The sequence below is a fragment of the Nocardia sp. NPDC051911 genome, from assembly GCF_040681035.1.
Lineage (GTDB): Bacteria > Actinomycetota > Actinomycetes > Mycobacteriales > Mycobacteriaceae > Nocardia > Nocardia sichangensis.
Genome location: NZ_JBFAXY010000007.1, coordinates 63,975 through 88,534, shown reverse-complemented (window position 1 = coordinate 88,534; position 24,560 = coordinate 63,975). Strand labels below are relative to the sequence as shown.

Below are 24,560 nucleotides of genomic sequence, written 5' to 3'. Positions count from 1 at the left end.
AACGCCTCCGCCGGGGCGCGGGTCAGTCCCGCAGCGCCTGCTCGCGCAGCGATTTCAAGGTCTTCGACAGAATCCGTGAGACCTGCATCTGCGAACATCCGATGCGCTGGGCGATCTGCTCCTGGGACATCGAGTCGAAGAAGCGCATCACCAGCACCTGCTTCTCACGTTCCGGCAGAGCCGCCAGCAACGGCTTGACCGCCAGGTAGTTCTCCACGGTGCTGAAGTCCGGGTCTTCGGCGCCGAGCGAGTCCAGCAGCGAGGGACCGCCGGATTCGGAGTCGTCGGTGTCCGAGGCGGCGTCGATCGAGGAGGTCTGGTAGGCGTTGCGGGCGATGAGCGCCTGGGTCACCTCGTTCAGGTCCGCGCCCAGTTCCTCGGCGATCTCCCGCGCCCGCGGCATCCGGCCCAGCCGCTGCGACAGGATCTCCACCGTCGGACCGATGGTGGACTGGATCTCCTTGAGCCGCCTTGGCACTCGCACCGACCAGGCGTAGTCGCGGAAATGCCTGCGCACTTCACCCATGATCGTCGGCACCGCGAACGACAGGAAGGTCGCGCCGTGCCCCGGATCGAAGCGGTCGACGGCGGCGAGCATGCCCACCCGAGCGATCTGCAACAGGTCCTCGAAGCTCTCGCCGCGGCCGCTGAACTTGCGGGCGATGTGTTCGGCCAGCGGCAGGCAACGTTCGATCAGCTCGGTGCGCACGGCGTCCCGGCGTGGATCGTCCGGGGCCAGCGCGGCCAGTTCGGCGAAGAGCGGCTCGATATTGTCGTAGGTGTCTCCCCGCGATTTGCGCTTGGAAGCGACCTGATTCGACTCGCTACTCATTATTCGAGCCGCCGCGCACCCAACGGAAGTCGACGACGGTCGGGTAGCCGCCCACAGCGGAGTCGTGTGCGCCTCGGGTGGCCGAGACCGAATCCGTGAGCGTCGCCACGATGTGCCAGCCGAAGCCGGACTCGTCCGGGCTGGCGTCCGACACCGTGACGGTGGAGACGCGCACCTCCACCGCGTCGTCCTCGAAGCCGAACGCGCACTCCAGCTCCGCCCCGTCCACCGCGTCCAGCACCAGGGCGCTGGCCACCTCGTCGAGGGCCAGCCGGATGTCGGTCACCTCGTCGATGCCGAAATCGGCCATGAGCACGACGGTCTCGGCCAAGGCACGCAACATCGCGAGCTGTTCGGACACCGCGGGCACCCGCACGCTGATCGTGCCGGTCCGCGTCGTAGCGGGAGGAGTCCCCTCACCCTTGCTCATGCACCGCTCCCAGAAGTCGCGCCGTCCGTCGGAGCGCCAAGCCTACGCCCTCCTCCGTAGTGAACTCGATCGGCCACGGCTCGGCGCGCGCGTCTTCGTCCGGGGACGGCTGATCGCGAGGCGCCGCGACGCGGACGCGCGCACTCCCCACAACGCATGCCGACAACGATGACCAGCGCGTTCGTCCGATGCGACCGGCTCGGCCACTCGATCGACCGCCGGTAGGCCACCCCGGCATCACTGGGCGCCCGAAGCGCCGGTTCGTCCGGACGGAAGACGCCGACGGCCGTCCCCGATCGCGCGCACCAGATCGGCGTAGGCGATCTCCAGTTCGGCCAGCCGGGTCCATGCCGCGTGCATGCGCTCGCCTCCCGGATCGTCGTGCATCAGCAGATGGAACGCGTCTTCCGCGACGGCGGCCATCCGGTCGATCATCTCCCCCAGGCTCTCGTGGTGCACCCGCACCGCGGGGTCGGCGCACGGCAGGTGCAGCGCCGCCCAGGTGTCGATCCGTTCGACCAACTCGGCGCGCCGCCGCCGCGTCCCGACCGATTCCCGTGCGTCCTCCCGGCGCCGCCGGTGCAGTTCGGTCAGCTCGCGCGCCCACCGGCTCACCGGGCCCTGCACGTGCTGGCCGCCCAGCGCGCACAGCAGTGCGCTCGGACTCGGCAGCGCCGAATCCTCGGACAGCTTCCGCGGTCGCGCACGCTGGACCAGCATCGGCCTACCTCCCCGGCACGACCGCACCGCTCGTACGGCCGGTCGGCCAAGCCTTCATCAGGACAGCGTTCATTCCGGATCGGGCATGCCCGCTGCGGGCGGACGCAAACTCACAGGGGCGCAGTGAGTTCGAGATGGATGCCGTCGGGATCGGAGAACGACAGGATCGCGATGCCGAAATCGGCCATCTCGGTGATCTTCCCGTGTTCGATGCCCGCATCGGCCAGGCGAGCGGCCGCGGCCACCAGATCGTCCCGCGCCGGGACGGTGAAGCTGAGATGATCCAAACCCACACGTTCGGAATCGAATCGGTCCGCCGGATCGGCGACCGGACGCAGGCCGAGCAACATGCCGTTGGCCTGGAACACCACCCCGCCGAACAGTCGCATCGGGTCGGCGCGCACCTCCGGATCGTCGGGGCTGCCGGGCGATTCGGCGGCGATGGGGAAACCGAGCACATCTCGGTAGAAGGCACGCGACCGGGCGATGTCGGTCACGGTCAACCGGATGTGATGCGTCCCGGTCGTTTCGATCATGGTCACGCTCCCAAACGAGGTACGGCGGGTTCGATCGGCTCCCCGGTTCGCTCGGCGGGCGAGCCGTCTCGCGATGACGGTAGGACAGAATTCCGGCGGAACCGAGTGTCGCAAACGACATCTTCGGTACCGTTTCCGACATGGACGTCGTCGTCTTCGTGGTGGACGGCGTAGCCGATTTCGGATACGCCGCCCTACTGGAAACCTTCAACACCGCCAACGCCGTGCGCACCGAGCTGCCCGACCCGCCGCAGCCGTGGCGGGTACACAGCGCGTCGTTCGGCGCCACGGTGCGGTCGGGCAACGGCCACACCGTGCCGACGATCCCGCTCGACGAGCTCGGCGACGGATTCGATCTGATGATCGTGCCCGCCGTGAACGTCCTGGAGGCCGCGGCGCTGATCGACCTGGTTTCCGCACCCGCCAGCCGTCCGGTGCTCGACCGGCTGGTCGCGGCCCGCGATCGGGGCGCTCACCTCGCCGGCGCCTGCACCGGAACGTTCTTCCTGGCCGAGGCGGGCGTGCTGGACGGCTCCCCCGCGACCACGAGCTGGTGGCTCGGCCCCAGCTTCCGGCGCCGCTACCCGCACGTGGAACTCGACGAGGGACGCACGCTGTGTCGCGGTCGACGCGTCACCACCGCGGGCGCCGCGCTCTCGCACATGGACCTGGCGCTGTCGCTGATCGCGAGCAAGAGCCCGGCCCTGGCCGAACGCGCCATGCGCTACCTGGCGGTGGGCGCGGGCCGACCGCAACGGGAGTTCATCGTCCCCGAGATCATCGCCCGCGGCGATTCCGTCACCGCCGCCTTCGAACGCTGGGTCCGCGCACACCTCGGCGAGAATTTCCGGATATCCCAGGCCGCTCGCGCCGTCGGCGTCACCGAACGCAGCCTGCAGCGGGCCACCCACGCCGAACTGGGCATGTCCCCCACGGAATTCGTGCACGACATCCGCCTGGAACGCGCCGTGCAACTGCTGCGCACCACTTCGCTCACGGTGGACGCGGTGGCCGCCAAGGTGGGTTATCTCAACGCCGGAACACTGCGCGGATTGTTCCGCCGCCGCCGGGGCATGTCGATCTCCGAGATCCGCATGACGCGCGTGTCGTATTGAGCCGCGGTAGGCACGACGCCGGATGTCATGCGGCGGCTACTGCCCGACGGCCCAACTCCGGGAACGGTATCGTCCGCACGGGCGGCCGGACAGCCCGCGCTAGGAGGACTCGGTGACCGATCGGCAGCACACGACCACATCCGACGAGGAGCGACCCCCCGCGCCCTCCGCGACGAGCGCGCACGACACCGCGCGGCTCGGCGTGGTGGTCGCCGCACTCGGCGTGGTGTTCGGCGACATCGGCACCAGTCCGATCTACACCATCCAGACGGTGTTCAACCCTGCCGACCCACATCCGGTGCCGGTGAGCGTGGACAACGTGTACGGCGTGGTCTCGCTGATCTTCTGGTCGGTCACCATCATCGTCACCGTCACCTACATCCTGCTGGCCCTGCGCGCCGACAACGACGGCGAGGGCGGCATCATGGCGCTGATCACGCAGCTGCGGCGGTGGGGTTCGCAGCACGGCCGACGGCAGACCGCGGCGCTGGCGGCGCTGGGCATCTTCGGCGCTTCGCTGTTCTTCGGCGACAGCATGATCACTCCGGCGATCTCCGTGCTGTCCGCCGTCGAGGGAATCGAGGTCGTGCAACCGTCGCTGGCGGATTTCGTTGTACCGATCACCGCGGTCATCATCGTGACGCTGTTCCTGGTGCAGCGCCGGGGCACCTCGGCCGTGGGCCGGGTGTTCGGGCCGGTGATGATCGCCTGGTTCGCCGTCATCGGCGCGTGCGGGGTGGCGGGCATCGCCGATCATCCGCAGATTCTGCGAGCCCTGTCACCGACCTACGCGCTCGGCTTCCTGTTCGGCCATTTCGGCACCGCCTTCTTCGCCTTGGCCGCGATCGTCCTCGCGGTGACCGGAGCCGAGGCGCTGTACGCCGACATGGGTCATTTCGGTCGCAGGGCGATCACCCGTGGCTGGCTGTTTCTGGTGTTCCCGGCGTGCATCCTCAGCTATTTCGGCCAAGGCGCGCTGATCCTCGACGATCCCGGCCACGTCAGCAGCCCGTTCTTCCTGCTCATGCCCGCATGGGGCCGCCTGCCGCTGGTGCTGCTGGCCACCGCCGCTACGGTGATCGCGTCGCAGGCGGTGATCACCGGCGCGTATTCGGTGGCATCCCAGGCCGCCCGGCTCGGCTACCTGCCCCGGCTGCGCATCGCGCACACCTCGGAGGCGACGGTCGGCCAGATCTACGTGCCGTGGATCAACTGGCTGCTGATGGTCTCGGTGCTCACCCTGGTGTTCGCCTTCCGCAGCTCGGCGGCGCTGGCCTACGCGTTCGGCATGGCGGTGACCGGCACGATCACGATCACCACGCTGTTGTTCTTCTACGTCGCCCGCGCCCGCTGGAATATCCCGCGCTGGCTGCTCGCCCTTGGCGCCGTCCCCCTGCTGTCGGTGGACCTGCTGTTCGTCGCGGCCAACCTGACCAAGCTCGTGCACGGCGCGTGGCTGCCGCTGCTGATCGGTCTCACCGCGTTCACAATCATGACCACCTGGCAACGCGGGCGCGACATCGTCACCGCCGAACGCGAACGGCGGGAGGGGTCGCTGCGCGAGTTCGTCGACCACTTGCACGCGGGCGACCCATCGATACTCGAGGTCCCCGGCACGGCCGTCTTCCTCAACCGAGGCAAACGAACCGCGCCGCTGGCCCTGCGGGCCAACGCCGAACACAACCACGTGCGCCACGCGCACGTCGTGATCATGTCGATCGAGACCGAACCCGTGCCGCGGGTTCCGGCGGACGAACGGATCAGCGTCGATTCCCTCGGCTACACCGAAGACGGCATCATCCACGTGTGCGCCCGGTTCGGCTACATGGAGTCGCAAGACGTGCCCGGCGCGCTGGCATTGCTCGACCCCGCTGTCACCGAGGGACCGTTGCAGCTGGACCGTGCGTCCTACTTCCTGTCGAAGATCGAGCTGCGCCCCGGTACCGAGCCGACGATGGCCCAGTGGCGCAAGCGGCTGTTCATCGCCACCTCCTACATCACCGCCGACGCCGCCGAGCAGTTCGGCCTACCCCGCGAGCGCACGGTGATCATGGGCGCTCACATCGAGATCTAGGCGCGCACACCCTGGTTCCGTCTCGGACCGTCTCCGTCCCGGTGCGTTCGCGGTTCAGAAGGCTCCCCCACCGACGGGCACGCTCGCCCCGGTGATCCAGCGGGCCTCCTCCGACGCCAGAAAGCCGACCACGTCGGCGATGTCGTCGGGCTCGCCCATGCGGCCGAGCGGAATAGATTGGAGGGTCTGCTGATTCGCCCCGATCACCCCTGACGCGGCGAGTGCGTCGGTGCGCACCGCACCGGGCAGCACGCTGTTGGCCGTGATGCCGCGCGAGCCGAGTTCCCTGGCCAGCACCCGAACCAGCTGCTCTACGGCGGCCTTGCTGGCGCCGTAGACACCCGAGCCCGGCCGGTGGGTCAGTGTCGCGCCGGAGGACACGACGACGATGCGGCCGTTGTCGCGCAACCGCTTCGCGGCCTCACGCAGGGCGACGAACGTCGCCTTGGTGTTGACCGCGAACATCAGCTCGAAGTCCTCGTCGGTGGCCTCGGCTATCGAGCCGAAACGCCCGACGCCCGCGTTGTTCACGAAGACGTCCACGCCGCCGAAACGCTCCTCGGCGGCGTCGAACAACCTGCGCGGGCCCGCCGGGTCGGCGACGTCGGCCCGCACCGCCCACGCCTGCCCACCGGAGCCCTCGATGGCGGCCACCACCTGTTCGGCGGCCTGCCGGTTCGATCGGTAGTTGACGACGACGGCGGCTCCCCTCGCGCCCAGACGCTCGGCGATGGCGCGACCGATGCCGCGGGATCCTCCGGTGACGATCGCGACCGGCATCTCACCTCCCATTGATGACCATGGCGATAGTCGAGATCATCAACCAAATCAGCGAGGATGTCAACTGTCGATGACATAGACTTTCCCCATGCCGACCGATGATCAGGGGCTCGCGCCCGCTTTCGCACGGCTGCACCGCGAGATCAGCGCCCTCTACACCTCGATCGCGCGACGCCTCGAATTGACGAGTCAGCAAGCCGAATTGCTGTGCCTGCTCGGCGCCGACCGGCCGCCGTCGTTCGGCGAGCTGGCCGCGACGCTCGGTTGTGACAAGACCAATGTGACCGGCATGGTCGACCGGCTGGAGCGGCGAGGGCTACTCGTCCGGGAGACCGACCCGGGAGACCGCCGCGTGACTCGCGCCGTTCCCACCGAACAGGGCTCGGCGGCGCGACACAAGTTCCGCGCGGAGCTGGAGCACGAGCTGGCCCGCAGGCTTCCCGGCATCGACCGAACTCGATTGATCGGCCTCGTGACCGCGACGGCGACAGCCTTGGCCGAACATCGGTGAAAATCTAACGTCGCTGAAACCGACAGCACGCATAGGCTCTACCTACTGTTTTGGTTATGCGAACTAACTTTTGCGCAGCATTGCGGCACCCGTCGTTCGAGTAGTTCGCTACTCGTGTGCGGGCACGACTGTGACCAGAGAATGGCGATAGCTGGTGCGACAGCGCCGTCGACGCCACGCTCACCTCGATCACGGAGCCACCATGCCTGCCAAAAAGAATTCACCAGCCCGCCGGACGAACGCCCGAAACGACGACCTTCTCGCCGCACTGCGCAAATTCATCCGCAGCAAGGGAGAGAACTTCCTCGAAGACCCCAATATCTCCTCGATCGGCATCGGCCACAAGCAAGTCGACGGAAAATCGACCGGCGAGATCGCGGTGCAGTTCACCGTGCACGAGAAGGTGTCCGAACCGGAGGCGCTGGAAGCGCTTGGCACGTCGGCGATTCCGGAGACCGTCACCGTCGACGGGATCGAGGTACCGACCGACGTGCTACAGCGCACGTTCGAGCCGGCCTTCCGGCTGGTCACCGAAGCGGCCGCGCCCGAGCGCAAGTCGCGCCTCGACCCGATCGTGCCGGGAATCAGCGTTGCCCACCCGAGCACTACGGCGGGGACGATCGGTTGCGTCGTCTACGACCGGGACGACGGAACACCGTATGTGCTGAGCAATTGGCACGTCCTGAACACCGCGGCGGGCAATCTCGGCGACGACGTCGTGCAGCCGGGCCCGCGTGACGACAACCGGGTGGACCGCAACCGGCTCGGCAAGCTGATCCGATCCCATCTCGGCACGGCGGGCGACTGCGCCGTCGCCGACATCGAGAACCGGCGGTTCAGCGCCGCGATCATGGGCCTGGACGTCGTCCCGGACCGCCTCGGCGAACCCGAGCTGGGCGACAAGGTGATCAAGAGCGGCCGGACCACCCAGGTCACCCACGGCATGGTGCGGCGCGTCGACGTGGTCGCCAAGATCGACTATCACGGCGTGGGCACCAGAAGCATCGGCGGCTTCGAAATCGGGCCCGACCCGGACCATCCCGCGGTCGACGGCGAGATCAGCAGCGGCGGCGACTCCGGATCGGCGTGGATTTTCGAGCTCCCCGACGGCAAGACCAGCACCGTGCTGGCCGGATTGCATTTCGCAGGCGAGACGGGCGCGGACACTGACGAGCACGCGCTGGCCTGCCTGCCGCAATCGGTGTTCGAGAAGCTCGGCATCACCTTGACCCCGCCGGCCGCGGAGGAAGCCGCGGCCGTCGCAGGATACGACCCGAATTTCCTCGCGTCGCCGATTCCGGTCCCCGAGGTGGACGCCGAGGTCCGCCCCGACGTGGCGACCACCCTGGACGGCGCCGATGTCCTGCACTACACGCATTTCTCCCTCGCGATGCGCCGCTCGCGCCGCTTCGCCATCTGGGTGGCCTGGAATATCGACGGCGGCTCGATCAAGAAGCTGTCGCGGAAGAAGATCGACTTCGTCAAGGACGCGCGGCTCGACGCGGACGCCCAGGTCGGCAACGAGTTGTACCGCGACAACCGGCTCGATCGCGGCCACCTCGCCCGCCGCGCGGACCTGCTGTGGGGCAGCCTGCCCGAGGCCAAGAAGGCCAACGAGGATTCGTTCTTCTACACCAACATCACCCCGCAGATGGACGACTTCAACCAGAGCATGCGCGATGGGGTCTGGGGGCGGCTCGAGGACGCCGTCTTCGCCGACGTCACCGTCGACGACCTCAAGGTCAGCGCGTTCGGCGGCCCGGTCTTCACCGACGACGACCAGGAATTCCGGCAGGTCAGGATTCCGCGCGAGTTCTGGAAGGTCATCGCGTTCCGGGAGAACGGCGAACTGAAGGCCCGGGGCTTCCTGCTGAGCCAGAACCTGGACCAGCTGGAAGTGCTCGATCTCGACGAGTTCCGCGTCTTCCAGCTGCCGCTGACCGAGATCGAGCAGCGAGCCCGCTTCCACTTCCCGCAAGCGCTGCGGGACGCGGATCTGCAACTGGCGCCGGAGGAAGTGGCCGCCCCCTTGAACTCGGTCGCGGATATCCAATGGTGAAGCGGAGCGACCTATACGGCGCGTGATTTCGGGGGCGCGGTATATCCCTCGGCGAATTCGATGAAGTTCTGCACGACGGTCTCGGCCTCCCGCCGGACGCTGCGCTTGAGGAGTAGTCCGGGCAGCAAGAGCGAGGATTGCAGCTCGGTGTGATACCAGACCTGCGATCCCGCGCCGTCCTCGGCGACTTCGAACCAGCCACCGCCGCCGACGCCGACACAGCTGTCCACGACCTGCCACGACACTCGGTCCGCGGTCCAGTCGTATTCCAGCACCTGGAGATCGGACTTGCCGAGCGGAGTCTCCGCGGTGACGTAGACCCGCTGCGGACGACCGGATTCACCGCGGGTGGCCACGCGCGCATCCGAATGCGTCGACCATTCGGGAAGCAATTCGATCGCGGCGACCGCATCGAACACCCGGATGGGATCGACGCCGACGGTGAAATGGATATCGGTTTTTACGCGCATAACTCCTCCACCCCCGGGATCAACCCGGCCGATTCTGCCCGTGCCGCTTCCCATCCGTCAATACGCGTTCGACTCGCAACCAGCATTCCCCCGCAAAGAGCGATGTCAGAGCCAAAAATAAGTCACCAGCTACCCGTTGGCTATTATCGATTCCAATTGTTACCGGCGAGTATAAAAGTGGGATCGCAAGAGTTTCGCCGCGGAGCTCGTGTGCGATATGCCGATCCAACCGTGGCGAGGGTGTTCATTCTGTCCGTGAGCGGTATTCATGCCACCGGTCCGTCGCGGCCCACACGGCCTACTTCGTGTTCTTTCGCATGGGCTCGAACCACCCCGCCGCCGGTGACGAGGACGACGCCGGAAATACGCTGCGCGCCTTGGCCACAGCGCGCCTCGTCATGGGCATGCCCGCCCTGGCCGACAACCGATACGGCCAGGGCTGACGGACCGGCCGTGCAGGCGCGTTCCCACGCGCTCGGCCGACAGTTCTACCGTGCCGTCTCCGTCCAGGTGACCGGCAGTTCGTGGACGCCGTAGATATTCATGTCGGTCCGGAGTTTCACCGCACCGGCGGGGATGGCGAGCTCGAGCGTCGGGAAGCGGCGCAGCAGTCCGGCGAAACCGGCGCGCATCTCGATGCGGGCCAGTTGCTGGCCGAGGCATTGGTGGACGCCGTGGCCGAAGGACAGGTGGCCGCGGGCCTTGCGGTGCAGGTCCAGGGTGTCGGGATGATCGAAACGCTGGGGGTCGTGGTTGGCGGCCAGCAGCGAGACGACCACGGTGGAACCCTTGCCGATCGTTTCACCGCCGAGTTCGATGTCGTCGGTGGCGTAGCGATAGAAGATGTCGGCGACCGACAGGTAACGCATGAGTTCCTCGACGGCGTCGGGAAGCAGATCCGGGTCGGCGCGCAGTTCGGCCAGTTGCTCGGGGTGCTCCAGCAGCGCGAAGGTGCCGAGCGCGAGCATGTTCGCGGTGGTCTCGTGGCCCGCGAGCAGCAACAGGAAGGCGATGCCGGTCAGCTCCTCGATAGTGAGGTCGTCATGGCGGGCCAGGTCGGACAGTATGTCCTCGCCGGGTTCGGCGCGCTTGCGTGTGACCAGTTCGGCAAGGTACGTCGTCATCGCGCCGTAAGCCGCCATCTTCTCCTCGAGCGATTGGTCCTTGACCAAGAACTTGGCGGAGTTGACCTGAAAGGTCTCGCGGTCCGCGTAGGGGACGCCGAGCAGCTCGCAGATCACCAGCGAAGGCACCGGCAGCGCGAACTCCTCGACCAGGTCGACCGGCGGGGTCAGCCGCGCCATCTGGTCCAATTGCCGCTCGGCGATGTCGATGATGTGCTCCTCGAGCTGCCTCATCCGTTTGACGGTGAACGCGCCGGTCAGCTTGCGCCGCAGCCGGGTGTGGTCCGGCGGGTCCATGGCGATGAACAAACCCGGCACCTGCGGTGACGGTTCGGTGGCGACGGGCATGCCGGGTGTCTCGTACGGCACGTGGACGATGCCGATGTCCTGGCGGGAGCTGAACCGGGTGTCGGCCATGAGCCGGCGAACCGCGTCGTAGCCGGTGACGAGCCAGCCCTCGTGACCGTCGGGGAAGATCAGGGGGCTGACCGGACGAAGCTCACGCAGCCGGGTGATCTCGCGGGGTGGGTCGAAGGGTCCCGCGTCGCGCTCCAAGGGGAGGCCGTGCGGGATGGGGGCCGTCTGACTCATCGAATTTCCTCTCGCGGCGATTGTCGAACGATGGTGATCGCGCCGGACGGGCACAACTGGGCCGCCTCGCGGACGGCCTGCTCCCACTCGGGCGCGGGTGTGAGGTCCAGCGGCGCCACCCGGCCGTCCTCCGGGTCCTGGTCGAATACTCCAGGGGCGGTCAGTGCGCACATTCCGGCGCCGACGCAGCGCTCACGGTCCACTCTGAGTTCCACCGGCTACCCCTTTTCCCAGGTGACCGGGAGAGCGCGCACACCGTGGGCAAGTGCACTGGTGCACAGCGGCGTCCGGAACACCTTCCTCAGCCCTGTCATTGCTGAACTGTTCACAGGAGAACTGTCGCCCGACTGGCTGACACCGACCTGATACCGGCCTGACACGCAGCCGATACGGCGTTCGCCCTGGTCGACGCGCATCGCCTCCGCGCAGAGCCGATCAGATCGCGTATGCGCCCGCTCTCCGGCAAGCCGACATCTCGGCACGCTGCGGCCGACCGGTGTCGGTCGCCGCCATCGGAGCGGTTATCACCGCGGGGACGGGCGGCCCGGTTCACCGCCGAGAGTCCACGGCAGAATGGGCCGGTGCAGATCGGGATGCTTGGACCGCTCGAGATCCGACTAGACGACGGCGGATTGATCGAGGTACCGGGCGCTCGGTTGCGGGCGCTGTTGATCGCGCTCGCGCTCGAACCAGGTCGGGTAGTCCCGAAAGCGACGCTGGTCGACTGGATTTGGGGTGAGCAACCGCCCGCCGACGCGGCGAACGCCTTGCAGGCACTGGTCTCCCGGCTGCGCAGGGTGCTGCCGGACGGGGCGCTCGACGGGCAGGCGGGCGGATACCGGCTGACGGTGGAACCCCACGCCGTCGACGCCCTGCGGTTCGAACGGCTTCTCGACCAGGCCCGCGGCGGTGACGACGCGCGACAGGCCCAGCTCCTGCACGAGGCCGTCGAGCTGTGGCGCGGCGCGCCGATGCAGGACGTCGGAATACCGGACAGCGAGGCTTTCGACGCGGTGGTCACCCGGCTGGAGGGGCTGCGCCTCGCCGCCATGGAGGATCGGTACGAAGCGGAGGTCCGCCTCGGCCGGGGTACGGAGCTGATCACCGAGCTGACCGAGCTGGTGGCCCGGCACCCGGTGCGGGAACGGCTCGTCGCCGCGCTGATGCGCGCGCTCGGCGCCGCGGGTCGCGGCGCCGAGGCGCTGATCGCGTACCAGCGCGCACGGGAGGCACTCGCCGACACGCTGGGCGTCGATCCGTCGCCGGAACTCTCCGCATTACACGTGGCGCTCCTGCGCGGCGAAGTGCGAACGGAGGAGAACCACCGCAACACGAACCTGCGGGCCGAGTTGACCGAATTCGTGGGCAGATACGCCGATATCGCCGCCGTGCGCGAACTCATCGCGAACCATCGGCTCACCACGTTGACCGGTCCTGGTGGCTCGGGCAAGACCAGGTTGGCCCTCGAAACCGCGCGAACCATGCTCGACGACCTGCCCGACGGGGCCTGGCTGGTGGAACTGGCGTCCGTCGGCGCGAGTGGCGACATGGCGCAATCCGCCCTCGCCGCGCTCGGACTCCGCGACGCGCTGCTCGGCGGCGCACCGAACGCGGAACCGATGGACCGGCTCGTCGCGGCGATCCGCGAGCGCGAAACGCTGTTGATCCTGGACAACTGTGAGCACGTGATCGAGTCCGCGGCGGCGTTCGCCCACCGGCTGCTCGGAGAGTGCGGGCGGCTGCGGATCCTCGCGACCAGCCGCGAACCGCTCGGCATCATGGGCGAGGCGTTATGGCAGGTCGAGCCGTTGGCGTTGCCCGCGCAGGACGCGGATCCCGGCGAGATCGAGTCATCCCCGGCGGTGCAGCTGTTGCGGGACAGGGCCGGTGCGGTGCGTCAGGATCTCGCGGCCGATGCTCCCACCTTGTCGACCATGGCGCGCGTCTGCCGGGCCCTCGACGGAATCCCCCTGGCGATCGAACTGGCCGCGGCCAGACTGCGCACCATGTCCCTCGACCAGCTCGCCCACCGCCTCGATGATCGATTCCGTCTGCTGACCGGCGGCAGCCGCACCGCGATTCCGCAGCACCGGACGTTGCGAGCGGTAGTCGACTGGAGCTGGGAGCTGCTCACCGACTCCGAACGGATGGTTCTGCGCAGGCTCGCGGTGTTCTCCGGCGGCGCGAGCCTGGAGGCGGCCGAGCAGGTCTGCGCGGGGCCCGAAGCCCAGGGCGAGGAGAGCATGGCGGTCGAGCGGTGGGAGGTGCTCGAGCTGCTGACCGCGCTGACCGAGAAATCGCTGCTGCGTACCGTGGAGGACAGCGGGCCGCGCTTCCGGATGCTGGACACGATCAAGCAGTACGCCCGGGACCGGCTCGAGGAGTCGGGCGAATCGGATTCGGCGCGCCGAGCGCATCTCGCGTACTTCACCGAACTCGCCGACATCGCGGAGCCGCACCTGCGCCGCGCCGAGCAATTGGAGTGGCTCGCCACGCTCGAGGTCGAACACGACAACATCGCCGTCGCGATGCGTGGCGCGCTCGCGGCCGCGGACGCGACCGGGGCGATGCGGCTCGCGGCGGCCGCGGGCTGGTACTGGTGGCTCGGCGGCCACAAGGCCGAGGGCATGGAGCTGATCACCGCGGCTGCCGACACGTCCGGCGAGGTGGACGACGAGATCAGGGCCAGGGTGTACGGGCTGGTCGTGCACTTCATGAGCTCCGGGCCGAGTGACGAGCACCAAGTGGAGGAATGGATCCACAAGGCATACCTGTTCAGCCGACGCAGTCGGGGGCGATACCCGCTGCTGGCGTTCGTCGCAGCGCTGGAACGCATGTTGCAGGGGCCGGACGCGTTGCTGCCCGCGTTCGAACCGCTGCTCACCGATGACGACCCTTGGGTGCGGGCGCTGGCCCGGCTCCAGCTCGGCAAGGCGCGGATCGCGCTGGGACAGCAGGGGCGGGAGGCGGACGAGTATCTGGAGACGGCGCTCGCCGAGTTCCGGACCATCGGCGAGCGCTGGGGGATCTCGTTCGCTCTGACCGAACTGGCGAATCGAATCGCCATGCGCGGTGAGTTCGCCGGTGCGTGCGAGCATCTCGACCAGGCGATCGCGGTGGTCACCGAGGTCGGCGCGATCGAGGACGTTTTCTTGATGCGGGCGCGGCAGGCTCAGCTGTACTGGCTGCTGGGCGATGCGGAGGCGAGTGCGGCCGCCATGGCCGAGGCGCAGCGGCACGCGGATCGCTCCGCTTGGCCGAACGCACTGGCCGAACTCGCCCTGACCAGGGCGGAGCTGGCTCGTTGGAGCGACGACACCGAGCAGGCGTACCGGCAGATCGATCTCGCGACAACCCTCCTCGGCAGCGATGCCGAGCAGCGCTACGTCAGGGCGCGGACCCACAACCTGCTCGGCTACCTCGCCGACGGGCTCGATGAAGCCCGCGAACACCACGACGCGGCCTTCCAGGCGGCATCCGATGCGGGATACGCGCCTTTGACCGCTCAGGTGCTCGTCGGGATCGCCGACCTGGCGCAACGCGCCGACCACGATGAGCAGGCCGTCCGGCTGCTCGCGGCGAGTGCCGCAGTGCGCGGCCTGTCCGACCGTTCCCAACCGGATGTGGAACGGATCGAGCAGACAGCACGACGTCGCCTCGGCGAAGTGCGGTTCACCGAGGCGACGAAGGAGGGTGCGCAGGCGAGCTGGCGTGAACTGGTCGCCACTGCGCTCGCTTGCTGAACATGGCGAAAACAGTTGTGCGACACCGACCTGGTGTCGCACACCTGTTGGACAATGTGCGCGGGACGGGGTGGCGGGAGTGCAGTATCAGGCGGCCGTGGCGTGCTGGATGACAATGTTGCCGTAAGAGTTGCGCGCGTACACCCGCACGATGTCCTCCTCGCCCTGCGACCGGTCGACCGGTTGCATCCGGTTGCGCACGGTCCCGTGCTGGGCGTTGGTTTCCAGCTGCACCGCGCTGCTCGGGCTGATTCCGACCTGGAGCTCGCCCATGGACGTTTCCAGCCGGAGCACGCCGCGCGACGCCTCACCGATACGGATGTCGCCTTTGGCGGTTTTCGCGGTTACCGAATCACGCGGGCGCTCGACGGTGATGTCGCCCGCGGATATCTCCAGGTCGCATTCGCCGAGTTCGCCTGCGCCCAGCAATCGGCCCACCGCGGCGGTGCCCTTCAGCTGGGAGCCGGTGGGTACCTCGATGGTCAGCTCGATCGACGGGTTGCCGCCGAACGGGGTGTAGGTCCGCCAGTCTTTCGGCGTTCGCACGGTCAAAGTGCCTGCGGTGAATTCGATCTGGGTTTGCGCGGCGGCGCGCACGTCACCCTTTTTGGACGCGTCGGCCGGACGGACCTCCACGACGGTGTCGATACGGTCCGAGGCGATCACCGTGACCGCACCGGAGAGCACGTCGATCGTGACGGCGATCGGTTCCGGGGTCTCGAACGTCGGCATGGCTGTCTCCTGTGTGTGAATTGGTTGGTGTGTGAAATGGGCGGCTGGTCGCGACTACACGCGCTTGTTGAAAGTGGCGCGCGACCACAGGTATCCGACGACGGCGAATCCGGCGCACCAGGCGAGCGCGGCGGCCGTGTAGCCACCTGAGGGGTGTCCGGCGAGAAACCCGCGCAACGCTTCGATGATCGGCGTGAAAGGTTGGTATTGCGCGAACTGCCGGATACCCTGCCCCATCTGGTCGGCGGGCACGATCGCGCTGCTCACGAACGGCAGCATGATCAGCGGCACCACGGTCATGCCCGCGGACTCCGGAGTCTTCGCGGCCATTCCCAGTGCGACCGTGAGCCAGGCGGCCGCGAACGACGTCGCCGCCATGATGCCGATCGCGCCCAGCCAGTCGAGTGCGGTCGCGGGCGGCCGGAACCCCAGCGCGAAGGCCACACCTATGACGGCCGCGATGGCCACCACATTGGTCAGTACGGTGGCCGCGACGTGGCCGGTCAGTACGGCGCCACGAGAGACGCTCATGACCTTGAACCTGTTGATGACGCCTTTCGCCATATCGGAGCTCACCGAGACCGCGGTGCCCGACAACCCGTAGCTGATGGCCAGCAGGATCATGCCCGGTGTCGCGTAGTCGATGTACTGTTCGCCGACATCGAACGCGTTGCCGAACACGTACACGAAGATCAGCATCATCACGACCGGCATCATGGCCGCGTTGAAGATCGTGACCGGAGTCCGGGCGATGTGCTTGAAGTTGCGGCGCAGCATGATCGACGAATCGGCCAGCGGCGCGGAAATGGTGCTCATGGTGCGACAGCCTCCTTGGTGGCGTGACCGGTCAGGGCGAAGAAGACATCGTCGAGGTCAGGGGTGTGGACGGAGACCTCCTCGGCGTCGACCGAGTGTTCGGCGAGCCGATTCAGCAGGTCCCGCAGTGCTTTCGTCCCGCCGTCGCCGGGGACCCGCAGGGTCAGGGCCTCGTCGTCGCGGGTGGCCCCCGGCAGGATCCGCGCCGCCGCATCGAGCTGCGTGACGTCGGTGAATCGGAGCCGGATGTGGCTGCCGGGCACCCGGCGCTTGAGGTCGTCAGGTGTGCCTTCGCCGACTACGCGGCCCTGGTCGAGCACCGCGATCCGGTCGGCCAGCTGATCGGCTTCCTCGAGGTACTGAGTGGTCAGGAAGATCGTCACACCGTCGTTCGTCAATTCCCGGACGATCTCCCACATGGTGCGCCTGCTGCGCGGATCCAATCCCGTTGTCGGCTCGTCCAGGAAGACGATGTCCGGCTTGGTGACCAGCGTCATCGCCAGATCCAATTTCCGGCGCATACCCCCGGAATAGGTCGACGCCTGTTTTCGCGCCGACTCCGCCAAATCGAACCGTTCGAGCAATTCGGTGATCACCCGCTTGCTCTCATGTGCCCGCAGATGGTGCAGATCCGCCATCAGCCGCAGGTTCTCCTCCCCCGTCAGCAGATCGTCCACCGCCGCGAACTGACCGGTGACCCCGATCGACGCGCGCACCGCCTCGGCATCGGTCGCGATGTCGTGCCCGGCGACCCGCGCCGTGCCGCCATCGGCTTTCGACAGCGTGGTCAGCACGTTCACCGTGGTCGTCTTACCCGCCCCGTTCGGGCCGAGCAGAGAGAAGATCGTGCCCGCACCGATATCCAAGTCGATACCATCGAGGATCGTCTTGTCCCCGTATGTCTTTCGCAGCCCGGAAGCCGCAATCGCTGAACTGTTCACAGGGATACTGTCGCGAGCCCCGCTGATACCGCCCTGACACCGGCCTGACACGTCCGCTGACACGGCATTCGGCCTGGTCAGCGCCGCATCCGACGAGCAGATGTCCGTGCACGTGCAGATCGTCTTCGCCGACGGAGGTTCGGAAGCGGCAACCCTCCATCGGCGGTGACGACCTGCCCTCGTCAATCGCTGGTCGGGATCGTCGTTTCCGCGGGTGTGCCGAACCATAACGACAGCGCTGCTCGCAGGCCGTCCTCGGCGGTGTCGGCGGGTTCGTCGATGGTCGCGGCCCAGGCGATGTGGCCGTCCGGGCGGATCAGGAGGGCATCGGCTTCGCGGTTCTCGGCTTTGGCGGAGCGGATGTCGACGCGGTGCCGCCAGTCTCGGGCGGTATCACGAAGGTCCGCGCGGTCGGCGAGGTCGAGCAGGACGGGCCGTGCGGCGTGCATGACTTCGGCGACGCTGGTCGTCCCGTCGTCGGTGTGCAGGGTGAGGTCGGGCGCGAAGGTTCCGGTCGAGATGTGGTCGTTGGGATTGGGCAGTCGATAGCGGATATCGGCGCCGGCGATGAGGGCCGCCATGCGCCGCAGGGGCTGTTCGTCGGTGAGAAGTTCCTGGAAGACCGCCCGCAGTGCTTCGGAGGCCGGGTCGTGCCCGCGCCGCAGCGCGACCTGTGCCCGGGTGTGCAGCATGGTGCGCTCCCCGGCGAGATGGCGTTCCTCGTGATAGGTGTCCAACAGGCCGGCCGGCGCCCACCCGTTGACCTCGGCGGCCAGCTTCCAGGCCAGGTTGACCGCATCCAGCATTCCGGCGTTGAGCGCCACGCCCGTGGCGGGAAACAGATGGGCCGCGTCACCGGCGAGCAGGACCCGGCCCGCGCGATAGCGTTCGGCGTGGCGGGCCTTGAAGGTGAATCGCGACAGCCGGAATGTCTCCGCCACAGGCAGATCCACTCCCAGCACGCGACGGATGCTGTCGCGCAACTCTGCCACGGTCATCGGCACGTCATCGTCGTATTCGACGGTCTCGTCCTCGATCGTGTAGACGGACAGTGCCTCCGAGGCGGGTGACACACCCATCCCGAACAGACCGCGATCCGTCCGCGTGAAACCCGCACGGATGGCGTCGAACCCGGGAACCTCGAGGTCGCCGTTGTCGAGCCGGGTCACCGAATCGGGCACGGTGATCTGGGCCAGCCGATTCACCTCCGGATATACGGTGCCGGGGAACGGAATGCCGGCCAGGTCACGAACCCGGCTGCGCGCACCGTCGCAGCCCACCAGATAGCGGGCGGTCACCCGGTACGGCCCGACCGGCCCGTTGACCTCCGCGGTGACCGCGTCGGCGTCCTGCCGCACATCGAGCACCTGGTGTCCGCGACGGATATCGACGCCGAGTTCGCCGACGTATTCGCCGAGTAGTCGCTCCAGCTGCTGTTGCGGCAGCGGCAGCGCATGCATCGGGGACTCGTCCAGCTGGGTGAGGTCCACGTGCACACCGCCGAACGGAAACCGGGGAGCCGGAATCGGATCGGTGCAGGCCGCTTCGAACCGATCCAGCAAGCCCCGGTAGCGCAACAACTCCAGGATCTGCCCGCCGAGACCACCGGCCTTCGGGGTGTCCCGCGGCCGCGACTGCCGCTCCAGCACCAGCGGCCGCACTCCGGCCGAGCGCAGCTCGGCGGCCAGCATCAGGCCGGTCGGGCCCGCGCCCACGATGATCACGTCGGTATGCATTGCTACTCCCATCCCGGCCGATTCCGGCCGCGGCAAACGATTTCGGACAGCCCAGGTCGCCGATCGGGCGCTACCGCGCCCCGTACCTGCCGTGCCGGGGCCACCCGCCCTTGGAATTGGTGACCGTGCGCGGAGGCACGGGGCGAGTCACGAAGCGCTGCTGGTTGGTCTTGGTCGGGAAGGTGCTGCGTTGCTTTCGCATATCGGTACCGCCTTTTCGATGCTCATGTGAAGCCACGGGATGCCGGAACTCCGGCGGGTTCGGCGCCGGATCAGGCGCGGTCGAACCAGGTGACCTGCGCGCCGGTGCTGAACTCTTGGCGCTGGGTGACCTCGAATCGCGTCGGCTCGAAATTGCCCGTGAATGCCCTGACGCCGTCGCCCGCGATCACGGGGTAGCTCTTGATGATCAGCTGGTCGACCTCGCCGAGGAGCTGTCCGGCCAGATTGCCGCCGCCGCAGAGCCAAATATCCAGGCCCGCTTTTTTCTTCAGTTGCCGGACGAGCTCGACCGGATCGGCGTCGACGACCTCCACCTGCGGGTTGTCCACCGGCGCGAGGGTGGTCGAGAAGACGTACTGCCTCAAGTGGTTGTACGGGCTGGTGCAGCCGATGGCGAGGCCCGGTTCGTAGGTGCCGCGACCCATGACCAGGGTGTCCAGGGTCTTGTTCGGCGTGTCGAGGGGCATGCCGACGGACTCGCGCAGAGGCGTCGGCACCGTCTCCGGATAGCGCTCGTTGATCCACGCCGTCATGTCCTCACACATCGGATAGAAGTCGAATTCCCCCTGCGGCCCCGCGATGTAGCCGTCGAGGGAGACCGCCACGTAGTAGACAAGCTTTCGCATCTTAACCGCCTCAACTGTAGTACTCTGTGCGAAGTGATTTGAACCGTAGTACTACAGATGGAGTGGTGTCAAGTGGTGCGCACGAATCCGGAACGCAGGCAGGCCCTGCTGGATGCGTCAATCGAGGTCCTGGCCCGCGAAGGGGCACGTGGCCTGACCTTCAGGGCGGTCGATCAGGAGGCGGGAGTGCCCGCCGGAACCGCCTCCAATTACTTCCCCAACCGGGACGCACTGCTCGTCCAGGTCGGACACCGCTATTACGAGCGGCTGATCCCCAGCGACGCCGCCATGGCGAAATCCCGCGGACCGCAGACCCGCGAGTCCATGACCGAACTCATGACCGAGGTGGTCGACCGGGTCTTCCATTTCCGCACCGGCTATCTCGCGATCCTCGAACTGCGACTGGAGGCCACCCGGCGGCCCGAACTGCAGGCGCTGCTCACCGAGCGGGTACGCGCGGATCTCGACTTCAATATCAGCAACTATCGGGAGTCGGAGCTGCCCGGCGACGAGGACGCCGTTGTGCTGCTCTACCTCGCCCTGAACTGGCTCATCCTCGAACGACTCACCCTGCCCGGCATTTTCGACGAGCAGCGGGCCGCCGAACTGGTGCGGACGATCGTGGACCGGGCAATACCCGCCCAGGTCAGGTAAACCGGAACGATCCATCAATTGTTCGAACCGACGCTCTCCGAGAGGAAGTCAGGCATGACGAGACCGTTTCGATTCGGGGTCGTCGCCCCGCTCAGGACCGACCTGCCGACGTGGCGAGATCGCGTGCGCCGCATCGCCGACAGCGGCTACTCGACGCTGCTGGTGCCCGACTTCCCGCAGACGCAACCGGCGCCCGGCCCCATGCTGGCCACCGCCGCGGCCCTGACCGACCTGCGCGTTGGCACCTGGGTGTACGCCTCGCCGCTACGCCCGCCTTGGCTGACGGCGTGGGAAGCGCACTCGCTGTCGCTACTCACCGACGGACGCTTCGAGATGGGCATCGGCACCGGCAGACCGGGAATCGAGGACGAACTCCGCGACAAGGGACTGTCCGTCGCGCCACCGAACGAGCGGCTTGCGCAGGTACGTGAGACCGTCGAAACGCTGCGCGAACTCGACGGCCCCGACCTGCACACGCCCGTGGCGATGGCCGTACTGGGTCCACAGGCCCGGTCGTTGGCGGCGGAGGTCGCGGACACGGTCACGTTCGCGCTGGGGGCTCAGCCTCGGGGTGAGGTCGAGCGGCTGGCACGCGACTTCCGCACCATCGGGAACGTCGAGCTCGCGCTCGCCGTGCCGGTCATCGGCGACACTGTCGCGCCGCACATGGCGCCACCCGACACCGACCCTGCCGCGCTTCGCGCGGCGGACGCACTGGCCGTACTTCCGGATGATCCGGCGGCCGCCGCCGAGGAAATCCGGCGGCGACGGGAGGAGATCGGCTTCTCCTACTTCGTCTTCGGCGCCGACTTCGCCGACCGGTTCGCTCCGATCGTCGCCGAGCTCGCCGGACGGTAGCCGAGCAAAAGGTCATGCCCACCGCCGACTACGCGGCACCATGGCATGGCGTCGATGTCGGTGGACCGCGGGTTCACCATGTCGTTGCGGCCCGGTACGGACCCGTCGACCGGGCCTGATCGGCGAATCCTGAGGTGGCTGGCGCGGCGCTAACTCGGAGGGGACGGCGATGCGTGCCCGAGCCGCAGTTGGCAGCCGATCACCGAAGTCGGAACTGTGATGCGGATGTCGTACTCTATCCACTTCAAAGGACCCACGGCGGTGGCGTAGATGCTCGACGCTCGCGCCATTTCCCCCCGTTCCCGATGAGCTTTGATTATCGCGGCGATACTGGTGATCAGCGCGCCGACCAAATCGGACTCGGTGGATGGCTCGTGAACCTCCCTACACAGCCGCGCCAGGACGAACGCTACCTTCTCCAGATCCGGCGCGGGCGGTCGGAAGATGTGCGGGCGCGCGCGGCTTCCGGCCGCGAGTGCGGACCTTCCGACTTCGTGCGCGGCAACGGCGAACGGTCCGCGCGCGTCCGGCTCGACCCGCCACGACCACATCGCCAGCACACCGGATACCTGGCTTGCCGCCCACCGCCATACCGCGCGCTCATTGCTCGGAACACGCGCCAATATCTCGTTGAAGCTCCGGACATCAGCCAGCGCGTATGCCCACAACTCGGTGTCATCCCACAGCACCGTTTCCCTGGCCGACCGCGTGACCGAACGCGGAAGTTTCCACTCGGTCTGCGCGTCCGCCACCGCATGCGCGTCAGGTTCCCACCCATCCCGCAAGTCGGGCAAGCTCAGGCCTGCACCGACCTCGAGGTCGGTGATCGCCGGACCGAGGCGTGCACTGTGGGCGTCCCGCCATTGGGCGATGTAGCCCGCGACATAGCCGTCGACGACACTGACTCGGGGCCGCAGGACGGTCCCGGTCGCCCGCATCCGGCGTATCCATTCGACCTCCGAGCGGCTGACCGCGGCCGCAGCGCGGAGCATGCGCCGCAGCATCCGATAGTCCGAGCCGTCGTCGTCTTCCAGCCGCTCGATTCCCGACAGCATCTGCTGCTCGAAACTCGCACCAGGCCCACGCAGCCCAGGCGTCACCGACCGATACAGGCAAAGGTCACAACCGCTCAATGCGACATCCGATCAGTCGACGAACCGACGACCACCCTCGGCCGATGGGAGTGAATCTCGGCCTCGTCAACCGCCGCGTCAGCTGGCGACGCACTCACCGTCCTTGGATGGCCCCACTGAGCACACCGAGTTCCTGCCATACAACCGACCCCTTCGACATCCGGGTGTTCGCACGAGTAGACGATCACCGAAAAGGAAGGTCAGACGTTAGATAGATGAAGCACAAACGGCTTGGATAAATGTTCTGGCGCCGATTACATCAAGAACACCAGCCAGACCGATGGGAACATATGTTCGACTCAAGGTAAGGTGCCGGAGTATGCCGGACCACGAGCCCATCCCCTTCGCTGGAACGCAGATCGACCAGGTGCGCAGGCAGCTGCTGGATGCGGCCGCGTTCGGCAAGCATCTGCGACCCGAGCAGCTGGAGAACATGGCGGGCAGGCTGGCCGAGGGTTTGCGCGCTTACACCGAGGCCATCACGGCCGCGACCACACCCGCGGCCCCGCCCACCGACGGGCGCGCCTGCCTCGACTACCGCGGCCGTCTCCGATGACGGTCGGTGTCCGCGAATTCCGTATTCATCCCGAGCGCGGGACCGGGCGGATCCGGCGGCGGGCGGGGATGTCGGCGGTCCCCGCTCGGTCGGTAGGCCGACTAGATCGGACGGAAGCCGGCTCCGGGACCACCGCGCGCGTCGACGTCGTCGATGATGGCGGTCATCTTCGTCCCGAGCTGAGGTCCGAGGCAGGGCACCGTCACGTATGCGTTCACCATGCTGACGAGTGTCGTTCCGACCACGACCGGCCCGCCGGAGTCACCAGGGACGACACATATCTGCGTCCAGGTCCACCCGGACTCCAGCACGTCTCCGTAGGTCAGTCCGCAGGTGTGGCCGGTGCTATAGCCTTCCTTGCACGCGATATCCGGGAACTGCGCCGGACCGCCCACCTGGGCGATCGTCGTGTTGCCGACGCGGCTCACCGGTACGACTTTGTCCGGTTCGAACACGATGACGGCGTAGTCCATGTCGTTGTTGGCCTGGACGATGGTGCCGACAACGCCGGCGTCGCGATCGGCCGCCGCGGCGACGGTGGTACCCGCACCACCGCAATGAGCCGCGGTGAATCCGACCAACCGGCCCGCGCCGTCGTGCCCGATCGTGGTGAGCGTACAGAGGCCCTGATCGTTGACGGCGATGCCGGAGCCGCCGCCCAGCACGACCGGAGCGGCGGCGCGCACCATGCCCGCGTGCGCCCCGATCAGCGTTGCGCATGCCGCGAACGCAGCAGCTGTTCCCGCAAGTTTCTCGAACATGCCGGATCCAATCGGTCGAAGGGGAAGATCGTCCCCCCCATGCCGCGCGAACAGTACTGCTGTTTACTTGAAGAACTCGAAGACCAGGCGTCCGGACGTCGTCACCAATCTTGCGGGATCGAGCCTGGTCGAGTGCGCCTCCTAGGTGACGAAACGCCGACGGTCACGCCACGATCTGGCGAGGGTGCGTGACGCGCGGCGTTCGTCGTTTCCTGAGCGATGCCGTCCAGCAGATCATGCGATGCAGATCGGGAAGACGAAGATCAACGGCGGGAAGAAGCAGACCGGCCAGAAGAACGGGGCCCAGAATAGAACGGCGTCATCGGTCTGCAATTGCCCGTGCTGGGAGACATCTACGGCTGCAGGAGGGGCAGGCACAGGCGCTACGTCCGGGGACCCGGTAGCAACACCCGAACCGAAAGCGATCATTGGCACACAGGCTGCCGCAGCCGCGGCTGCGATAATCTTGTTTTTGGTCATTGTGCTTCCTTCAACTGACGGTTGGGATGCCTTCGCCCGTTGAAGGCTCCCTCTTATGAC

At 67.5% G+C, this 24,560-nt stretch carries 26 protein-coding genes; 9 read left to right on the top strand and 17 right to left on the bottom strand.

The features are described 5' to 3' along the window. Window positions 1-22: 22 nt before the first annotated feature. The 4 genes from AB0L97_RS10920 to AB0L97_RS10905 all read right to left on the bottom strand — a co-directional run bounded on the left by AB0L97_RS10920 (window position 23) and on the right by AB0L97_RS10905 (window position 2,518). Complete coding sequence (locus tag AB0L97_RS10920; RefSeq protein WP_355072668.1) at window positions 23-832, bottom strand: RNA polymerase sigma factor SigF; 810 nt, start codon at window positions 830-832, stop codon at window positions 23-25. Beyond that, window positions 825-1,262 (bottom strand): anti-sigma factor, encoded by a 438-nt coding sequence (locus AB0L97_RS10915; protein WP_355072666.1) that lies wholly within the window; start codon window positions 1,260-1,262, stop codon window positions 825-827. The genes AB0L97_RS10920 and AB0L97_RS10915 overlap by 8 nt, the downstream gene beginning before the upstream one ends. Before the next feature lie 237 nt (window positions 1,263-1,499). Then, window positions 1,500-1,982 carry a DUF4254 domain-containing protein gene (locus tag AB0L97_RS10910; protein WP_364427568.1) on the bottom strand — a complete coding sequence of 161 codons (483 nt, stop codon included), beginning with the start codon at window positions 1,980-1,982 and terminating at the stop codon, window positions 1,500-1,502. Window positions 1,983-2,092: 110 nt separating this feature from the next. After that, window positions 2,093-2,518, bottom strand: a complete 426-nt coding sequence (locus tag AB0L97_RS10905; protein ID WP_355072663.1) for a VOC family protein — start codon at window positions 2,516-2,518, stop codon at window positions 2,093-2,095. A gap of 140 nt (window positions 2,519-2,658) precedes the next feature. Here AB0L97_RS10905 and AB0L97_RS10900 point away from each other — a divergent pair, with 140 nt between their 5' ends. Next, a complete protein-coding gene (locus AB0L97_RS10900) occupies window positions 2,659-3,633 on the top strand; it encodes a helix-turn-helix domain-containing protein (protein ID WP_355072661.1) in 975 nt (324 codons plus the stop codon). A 205-nt stretch (window positions 3,634-3,838) separates the two neighbouring features. Then, entirely contained in the window at window positions 3,839-5,707 is a 1,869-nt protein-coding gene (locus AB0L97_RS10895; protein ID WP_355072978.1) for a potassium transporter Kup, read from the top strand. Between the two features lie 54 nt (window positions 5,708-5,761). Here the strand turns inward: AB0L97_RS10895 and AB0L97_RS10890 are convergent, their stop codons facing one another. After that, window positions 5,762-6,487 carry a glucose 1-dehydrogenase gene (locus tag AB0L97_RS10890; protein WP_364427563.1) on the bottom strand — a complete coding sequence of 242 codons (726 nt, stop codon included), beginning with the start codon at window positions 6,485-6,487 and terminating at the stop codon, window positions 5,762-5,764. 88 nt (window positions 6,488-6,575) lie between these two features. Between AB0L97_RS10890 and AB0L97_RS10885 the strand changes: the two genes are divergently transcribed. Then, on the top strand, window positions 6,576-6,998 hold the full coding sequence (locus AB0L97_RS10885; RefSeq protein ID WP_364427560.1) for a MarR family transcriptional regulator: 423 nt from the start codon (window positions 6,576-6,578) through the stop codon (window positions 6,996-6,998). Window positions 6,999-7,200: 202 nt separating this feature from the next. Then, window positions 7,201-9,057: a DNA/RNA non-specific endonuclease gene (locus AB0L97_RS10880; protein WP_364427557.1), complete on the top strand. Its 1,857-nt coding sequence runs from the start codon at window positions 7,201-7,203 to the stop codon at window positions 9,055-9,057. 11 nt (window positions 9,058-9,068) lie between these two features. Here the strand turns inward: AB0L97_RS10880 and AB0L97_RS10875 are convergent, their stop codons facing one another. Next, window positions 9,069-9,527, bottom strand: coding sequence for an SRPBCC family protein (locus AB0L97_RS10875; protein ID WP_364427554.1), 459 nt, complete (start codon window positions 9,525-9,527; stop codon window positions 9,069-9,071). Between the two features lie 317 nt (window positions 9,528-9,844). On the opposite strand from AB0L97_RS10875, the gene AB0L97_RS10870 reads away from it, so the two are divergent. Beyond that, window positions 9,845-9,970 carry a hypothetical protein gene (locus AB0L97_RS10870; RefSeq protein ID WP_355072651.1) on the top strand — a complete coding sequence of 42 codons (126 nt, stop codon included), beginning with the start codon at window positions 9,845-9,847 and terminating at the stop codon, window positions 9,968-9,970. Window positions 9,971-10,015: 45 nt separating this feature from the next. On the opposite strand, the gene AB0L97_RS10865 is transcribed toward AB0L97_RS10870, so the two are convergent. Beyond that, window positions 10,016-11,242 (bottom strand): cytochrome P450, encoded by a 1,227-nt coding sequence (locus tag AB0L97_RS10865; protein WP_364427549.1) that lies wholly within the window; start codon window positions 11,240-11,242, stop codon window positions 10,016-10,018. Then, window positions 11,239-11,457, bottom strand: coding sequence for a ferredoxin (locus AB0L97_RS10860; RefSeq protein WP_364427546.1), 219 nt, complete (start codon window positions 11,455-11,457; stop codon window positions 11,239-11,241). The genes AB0L97_RS10865 and AB0L97_RS10860 overlap by 4 nt, the downstream gene beginning before the upstream one ends. Before the next feature lie 366 nt (window positions 11,458-11,823). On the opposite strand from AB0L97_RS10860, the gene AB0L97_RS10855 reads away from it, so the two are divergent. Then, window positions 11,824-14,985, top strand: a complete 3,162-nt coding sequence (locus tag AB0L97_RS10855; protein WP_355072646.1) for a BTAD domain-containing putative transcriptional regulator — start codon at window positions 11,824-11,826, stop codon at window positions 14,983-14,985. 87 nt (window positions 14,986-15,072) lie between these two features. Here AB0L97_RS10855 and AB0L97_RS10850 read toward each other — a convergent pair whose 3' ends face one another. The 6 genes from AB0L97_RS10850 to AB0L97_RS10825 all read right to left on the bottom strand — a co-directional run bounded on the left by AB0L97_RS10850 (window position 15,073) and on the right by AB0L97_RS10825 (window position 20,058). Further along, the gene (locus AB0L97_RS10850) at window positions 15,073-15,717 is read right to left on the bottom strand and encodes a DUF4097 family beta strand repeat-containing protein (RefSeq protein ID WP_355072644.1); all 645 of its coding nucleotides are present in this window, start codon (window positions 15,715-15,717) and stop codon (window positions 15,073-15,075) included. Window positions 15,718-15,771: 54 nt separating this feature from the next. Beyond that, on the bottom strand, window positions 15,772-16,533 hold the full coding sequence (locus AB0L97_RS10845) for an ABC transporter permease (protein ID WP_355072642.1): 762 nt from the start codon (window positions 16,531-16,533) through the stop codon (window positions 15,772-15,774). Next, on the bottom strand, window positions 16,530-17,474 hold the full coding sequence (locus AB0L97_RS10840) for an ATP-binding cassette domain-containing protein (protein ID WP_364427541.1): 945 nt from the start codon (window positions 17,472-17,474) through the stop codon (window positions 16,530-16,532). The genes AB0L97_RS10845 and AB0L97_RS10840 overlap by 4 nt, the downstream gene beginning before the upstream one ends. 182 nt (window positions 17,475-17,656) lie before the next feature. Next, entirely contained in the window at window positions 17,657-19,210 is a 1,554-nt protein-coding gene (locus AB0L97_RS10835) for an FAD-dependent monooxygenase (RefSeq protein ID WP_364427538.1), read from the bottom strand. 70 nt (window positions 19,211-19,280) lie between these two features. Next, window positions 19,281-19,412 (bottom strand): hypothetical protein, encoded by a 132-nt coding sequence (locus AB0L97_RS10830; protein ID WP_364427535.1) that lies wholly within the window; start codon window positions 19,410-19,412, stop codon window positions 19,281-19,283. 70 nt (window positions 19,413-19,482) lie between these two features. After that, window positions 19,483-20,058, bottom strand: coding sequence for a dihydrofolate reductase family protein (locus AB0L97_RS10825; RefSeq protein ID WP_364427532.1), 576 nt, complete (start codon window positions 20,056-20,058; stop codon window positions 19,483-19,485). Window positions 20,059-20,130: 72 nt separating this feature from the next. Here AB0L97_RS10825 and AB0L97_RS10820 point away from each other — a divergent pair, with 72 nt between their 5' ends. Next, a complete protein-coding gene (locus AB0L97_RS10820) occupies window positions 20,131-20,712 on the top strand; it encodes a TetR family transcriptional regulator (protein WP_364427529.1) in 582 nt (193 codons plus the stop codon). 54 nt (window positions 20,713-20,766) lie between these two features. Beyond that, the gene (locus AB0L97_RS10815; protein ID WP_364427526.1) at window positions 20,767-21,570 is read left to right on the top strand and encodes an LLM class flavin-dependent oxidoreductase; all 804 of its coding nucleotides are present in this window, start codon (window positions 20,767-20,769) and stop codon (window positions 21,568-21,570) included. A gap of 149 nt (window positions 21,571-21,719) precedes the next feature. Here AB0L97_RS10815 and AB0L97_RS10810 read toward each other — a convergent pair whose 3' ends face one another. Further along, window positions 21,720-22,670, bottom strand: a complete 951-nt coding sequence (locus AB0L97_RS10810) for a hypothetical protein (RefSeq protein ID WP_364427523.1) — start codon at window positions 22,668-22,670, stop codon at window positions 21,720-21,722. A gap of 352 nt (window positions 22,671-23,022) precedes the next feature. Here AB0L97_RS10810 and AB0L97_RS10805 point away from each other — a divergent pair, with 352 nt between their 5' ends. Further along, complete coding sequence (locus tag AB0L97_RS10805) at window positions 23,023-23,259, top strand: DUF6374 family protein (protein ID WP_355072629.1); 237 nt, start codon at window positions 23,023-23,025, stop codon at window positions 23,257-23,259. Window positions 23,260-23,360: 101 nt separating this feature from the next. Here AB0L97_RS10805 and AB0L97_RS10800 read toward each other — a convergent pair whose 3' ends face one another. After that, window positions 23,361-23,948, bottom strand: coding sequence for a serine protease (locus AB0L97_RS10800; RefSeq protein WP_355072976.1), 588 nt, complete (start codon window positions 23,946-23,948; stop codon window positions 23,361-23,363). Window positions 23,949-24,254: 306 nt separating this feature from the next. Then, window positions 24,255-24,500, bottom strand: coding sequence for a hypothetical protein (locus tag AB0L97_RS10795; RefSeq protein WP_364427519.1), 246 nt, complete (start codon window positions 24,498-24,500; stop codon window positions 24,255-24,257). Window positions 24,501-24,560: the final 60 nt, after the last annotated feature.

Excerpts from the sequence above, each read along its gene's own strand:
- AB0L97_RS10890 (WP_364427563.1), bottom strand. The coding sequence starts at position 6,487 with ATGCCGGTCGCGATCGTCACCGGAGGATCCCGCGGCATCGGTCGCGCC.
- AB0L97_RS10845 (WP_355072642.1), bottom strand. The coding sequence starts at position 16,533 with ATGAGCACCATTTCCGCGCCGCTGGCCGATTCGTCGATCATGCTGCGC.
- AB0L97_RS10835 (WP_364427538.1), bottom strand. The coding sequence starts at position 19,210 with ATGCATACCGACGTGATCATCGTGGGCGCGGGCCCGACCGGCCTGATG.
- AB0L97_RS10920 (WP_355072668.1), bottom strand. The coding sequence starts at position 832 with ATGAGTAGCGAGTCGAATCAGGTCGCTTCCAAGCGCAAATCGCGGGGA.
- AB0L97_RS10900 (WP_355072661.1), top strand. The coding sequence starts at position 2,659 with ATGGACGTCGTCGTCTTCGTGGTGGACGGCGTAGCCGATTTCGGATAC.
- AB0L97_RS10795 (WP_364427519.1), bottom strand. The coding sequence starts at position 24,500 with ATGACCAAAAACAAGATTATCGCAGCCGCGGCTGCGGCAGCCTGTGTG.
- AB0L97_RS10910 (WP_364427568.1), bottom strand. The coding sequence starts at position 1,982 with ATGCTGGTCCAGCGTGCGCGACCGCGGAAGCTGTCCGAGGATTCGGCG.
- AB0L97_RS10805 (WP_355072629.1), top strand. The coding sequence starts at position 23,023 with ATGCCGGACCACGAGCCCATCCCCTTCGCTGGAACGCAGATCGACCAG.
- AB0L97_RS10885 (WP_364427560.1), top strand. The coding sequence starts at position 6,576 with ATGCCGACCGATGATCAGGGGCTCGCGCCCGCTTTCGCACGGCTGCAC.
- AB0L97_RS10865 (WP_364427549.1), bottom strand. The coding sequence starts at position 11,242 with ATGAGTCAGACGGCCCCCATCCCGCACGGCCTCCCCTTGGAGCGCGAC.
- AB0L97_RS10850 (WP_355072644.1), bottom strand. The coding sequence starts at position 15,717 with ATGCCGACGTTCGAGACCCCGGAACCGATCGCCGTCACGATCGACGTG.
- AB0L97_RS10815 (WP_364427526.1), top strand. The coding sequence starts at position 20,767 with ATGACGAGACCGTTTCGATTCGGGGTCGTCGCCCCGCTCAGGACCGAC.
- AB0L97_RS10880 (WP_364427557.1), top strand. The coding sequence starts at position 7,201 with ATGCCTGCCAAAAAGAATTCACCAGCCCGCCGGACGAACGCCCGAAAC.
- AB0L97_RS10870 (WP_355072651.1), top strand. The coding sequence starts at position 9,845 with ATGGGCTCGAACCACCCCGCCGCCGGTGACGAGGACGACGCCGGAAAT.
- AB0L97_RS10875 (WP_364427554.1), bottom strand. The coding sequence starts at position 9,527 with ATGCGCGTAAAAACCGATATCCATTTCACCGTCGGCGTCGATCCCATC.
- AB0L97_RS10905 (WP_355072663.1), bottom strand. The coding sequence starts at position 2,518 with ATGATCGAAACGACCGGGACGCATCACATCCGGTTGACCGTGACCGAC.
- AB0L97_RS10800 (WP_355072976.1), bottom strand. The coding sequence starts at position 23,948 with ATGGTGCGCGCCGCCGCTCCGGTCGTGCTGGGCGGCGGCTCCGGCATC.
- AB0L97_RS10915 (WP_355072666.1), bottom strand. The coding sequence starts at position 1,262 with ATGAGCAAGGGTGAGGGGACTCCTCCCGCTACGACGCGGACCGGCACG.
- AB0L97_RS10830 (WP_364427535.1), bottom strand. The coding sequence starts at position 19,412 with ATGCGAAAGCAACGCAGCACCTTCCCGACCAAGACCAACCAGCAGCGC.
- AB0L97_RS10825 (WP_364427532.1), bottom strand. The coding sequence starts at position 20,058 with ATGCGAAAGCTTGTCTACTACGTGGCGGTCTCCCTCGACGGCTACATC.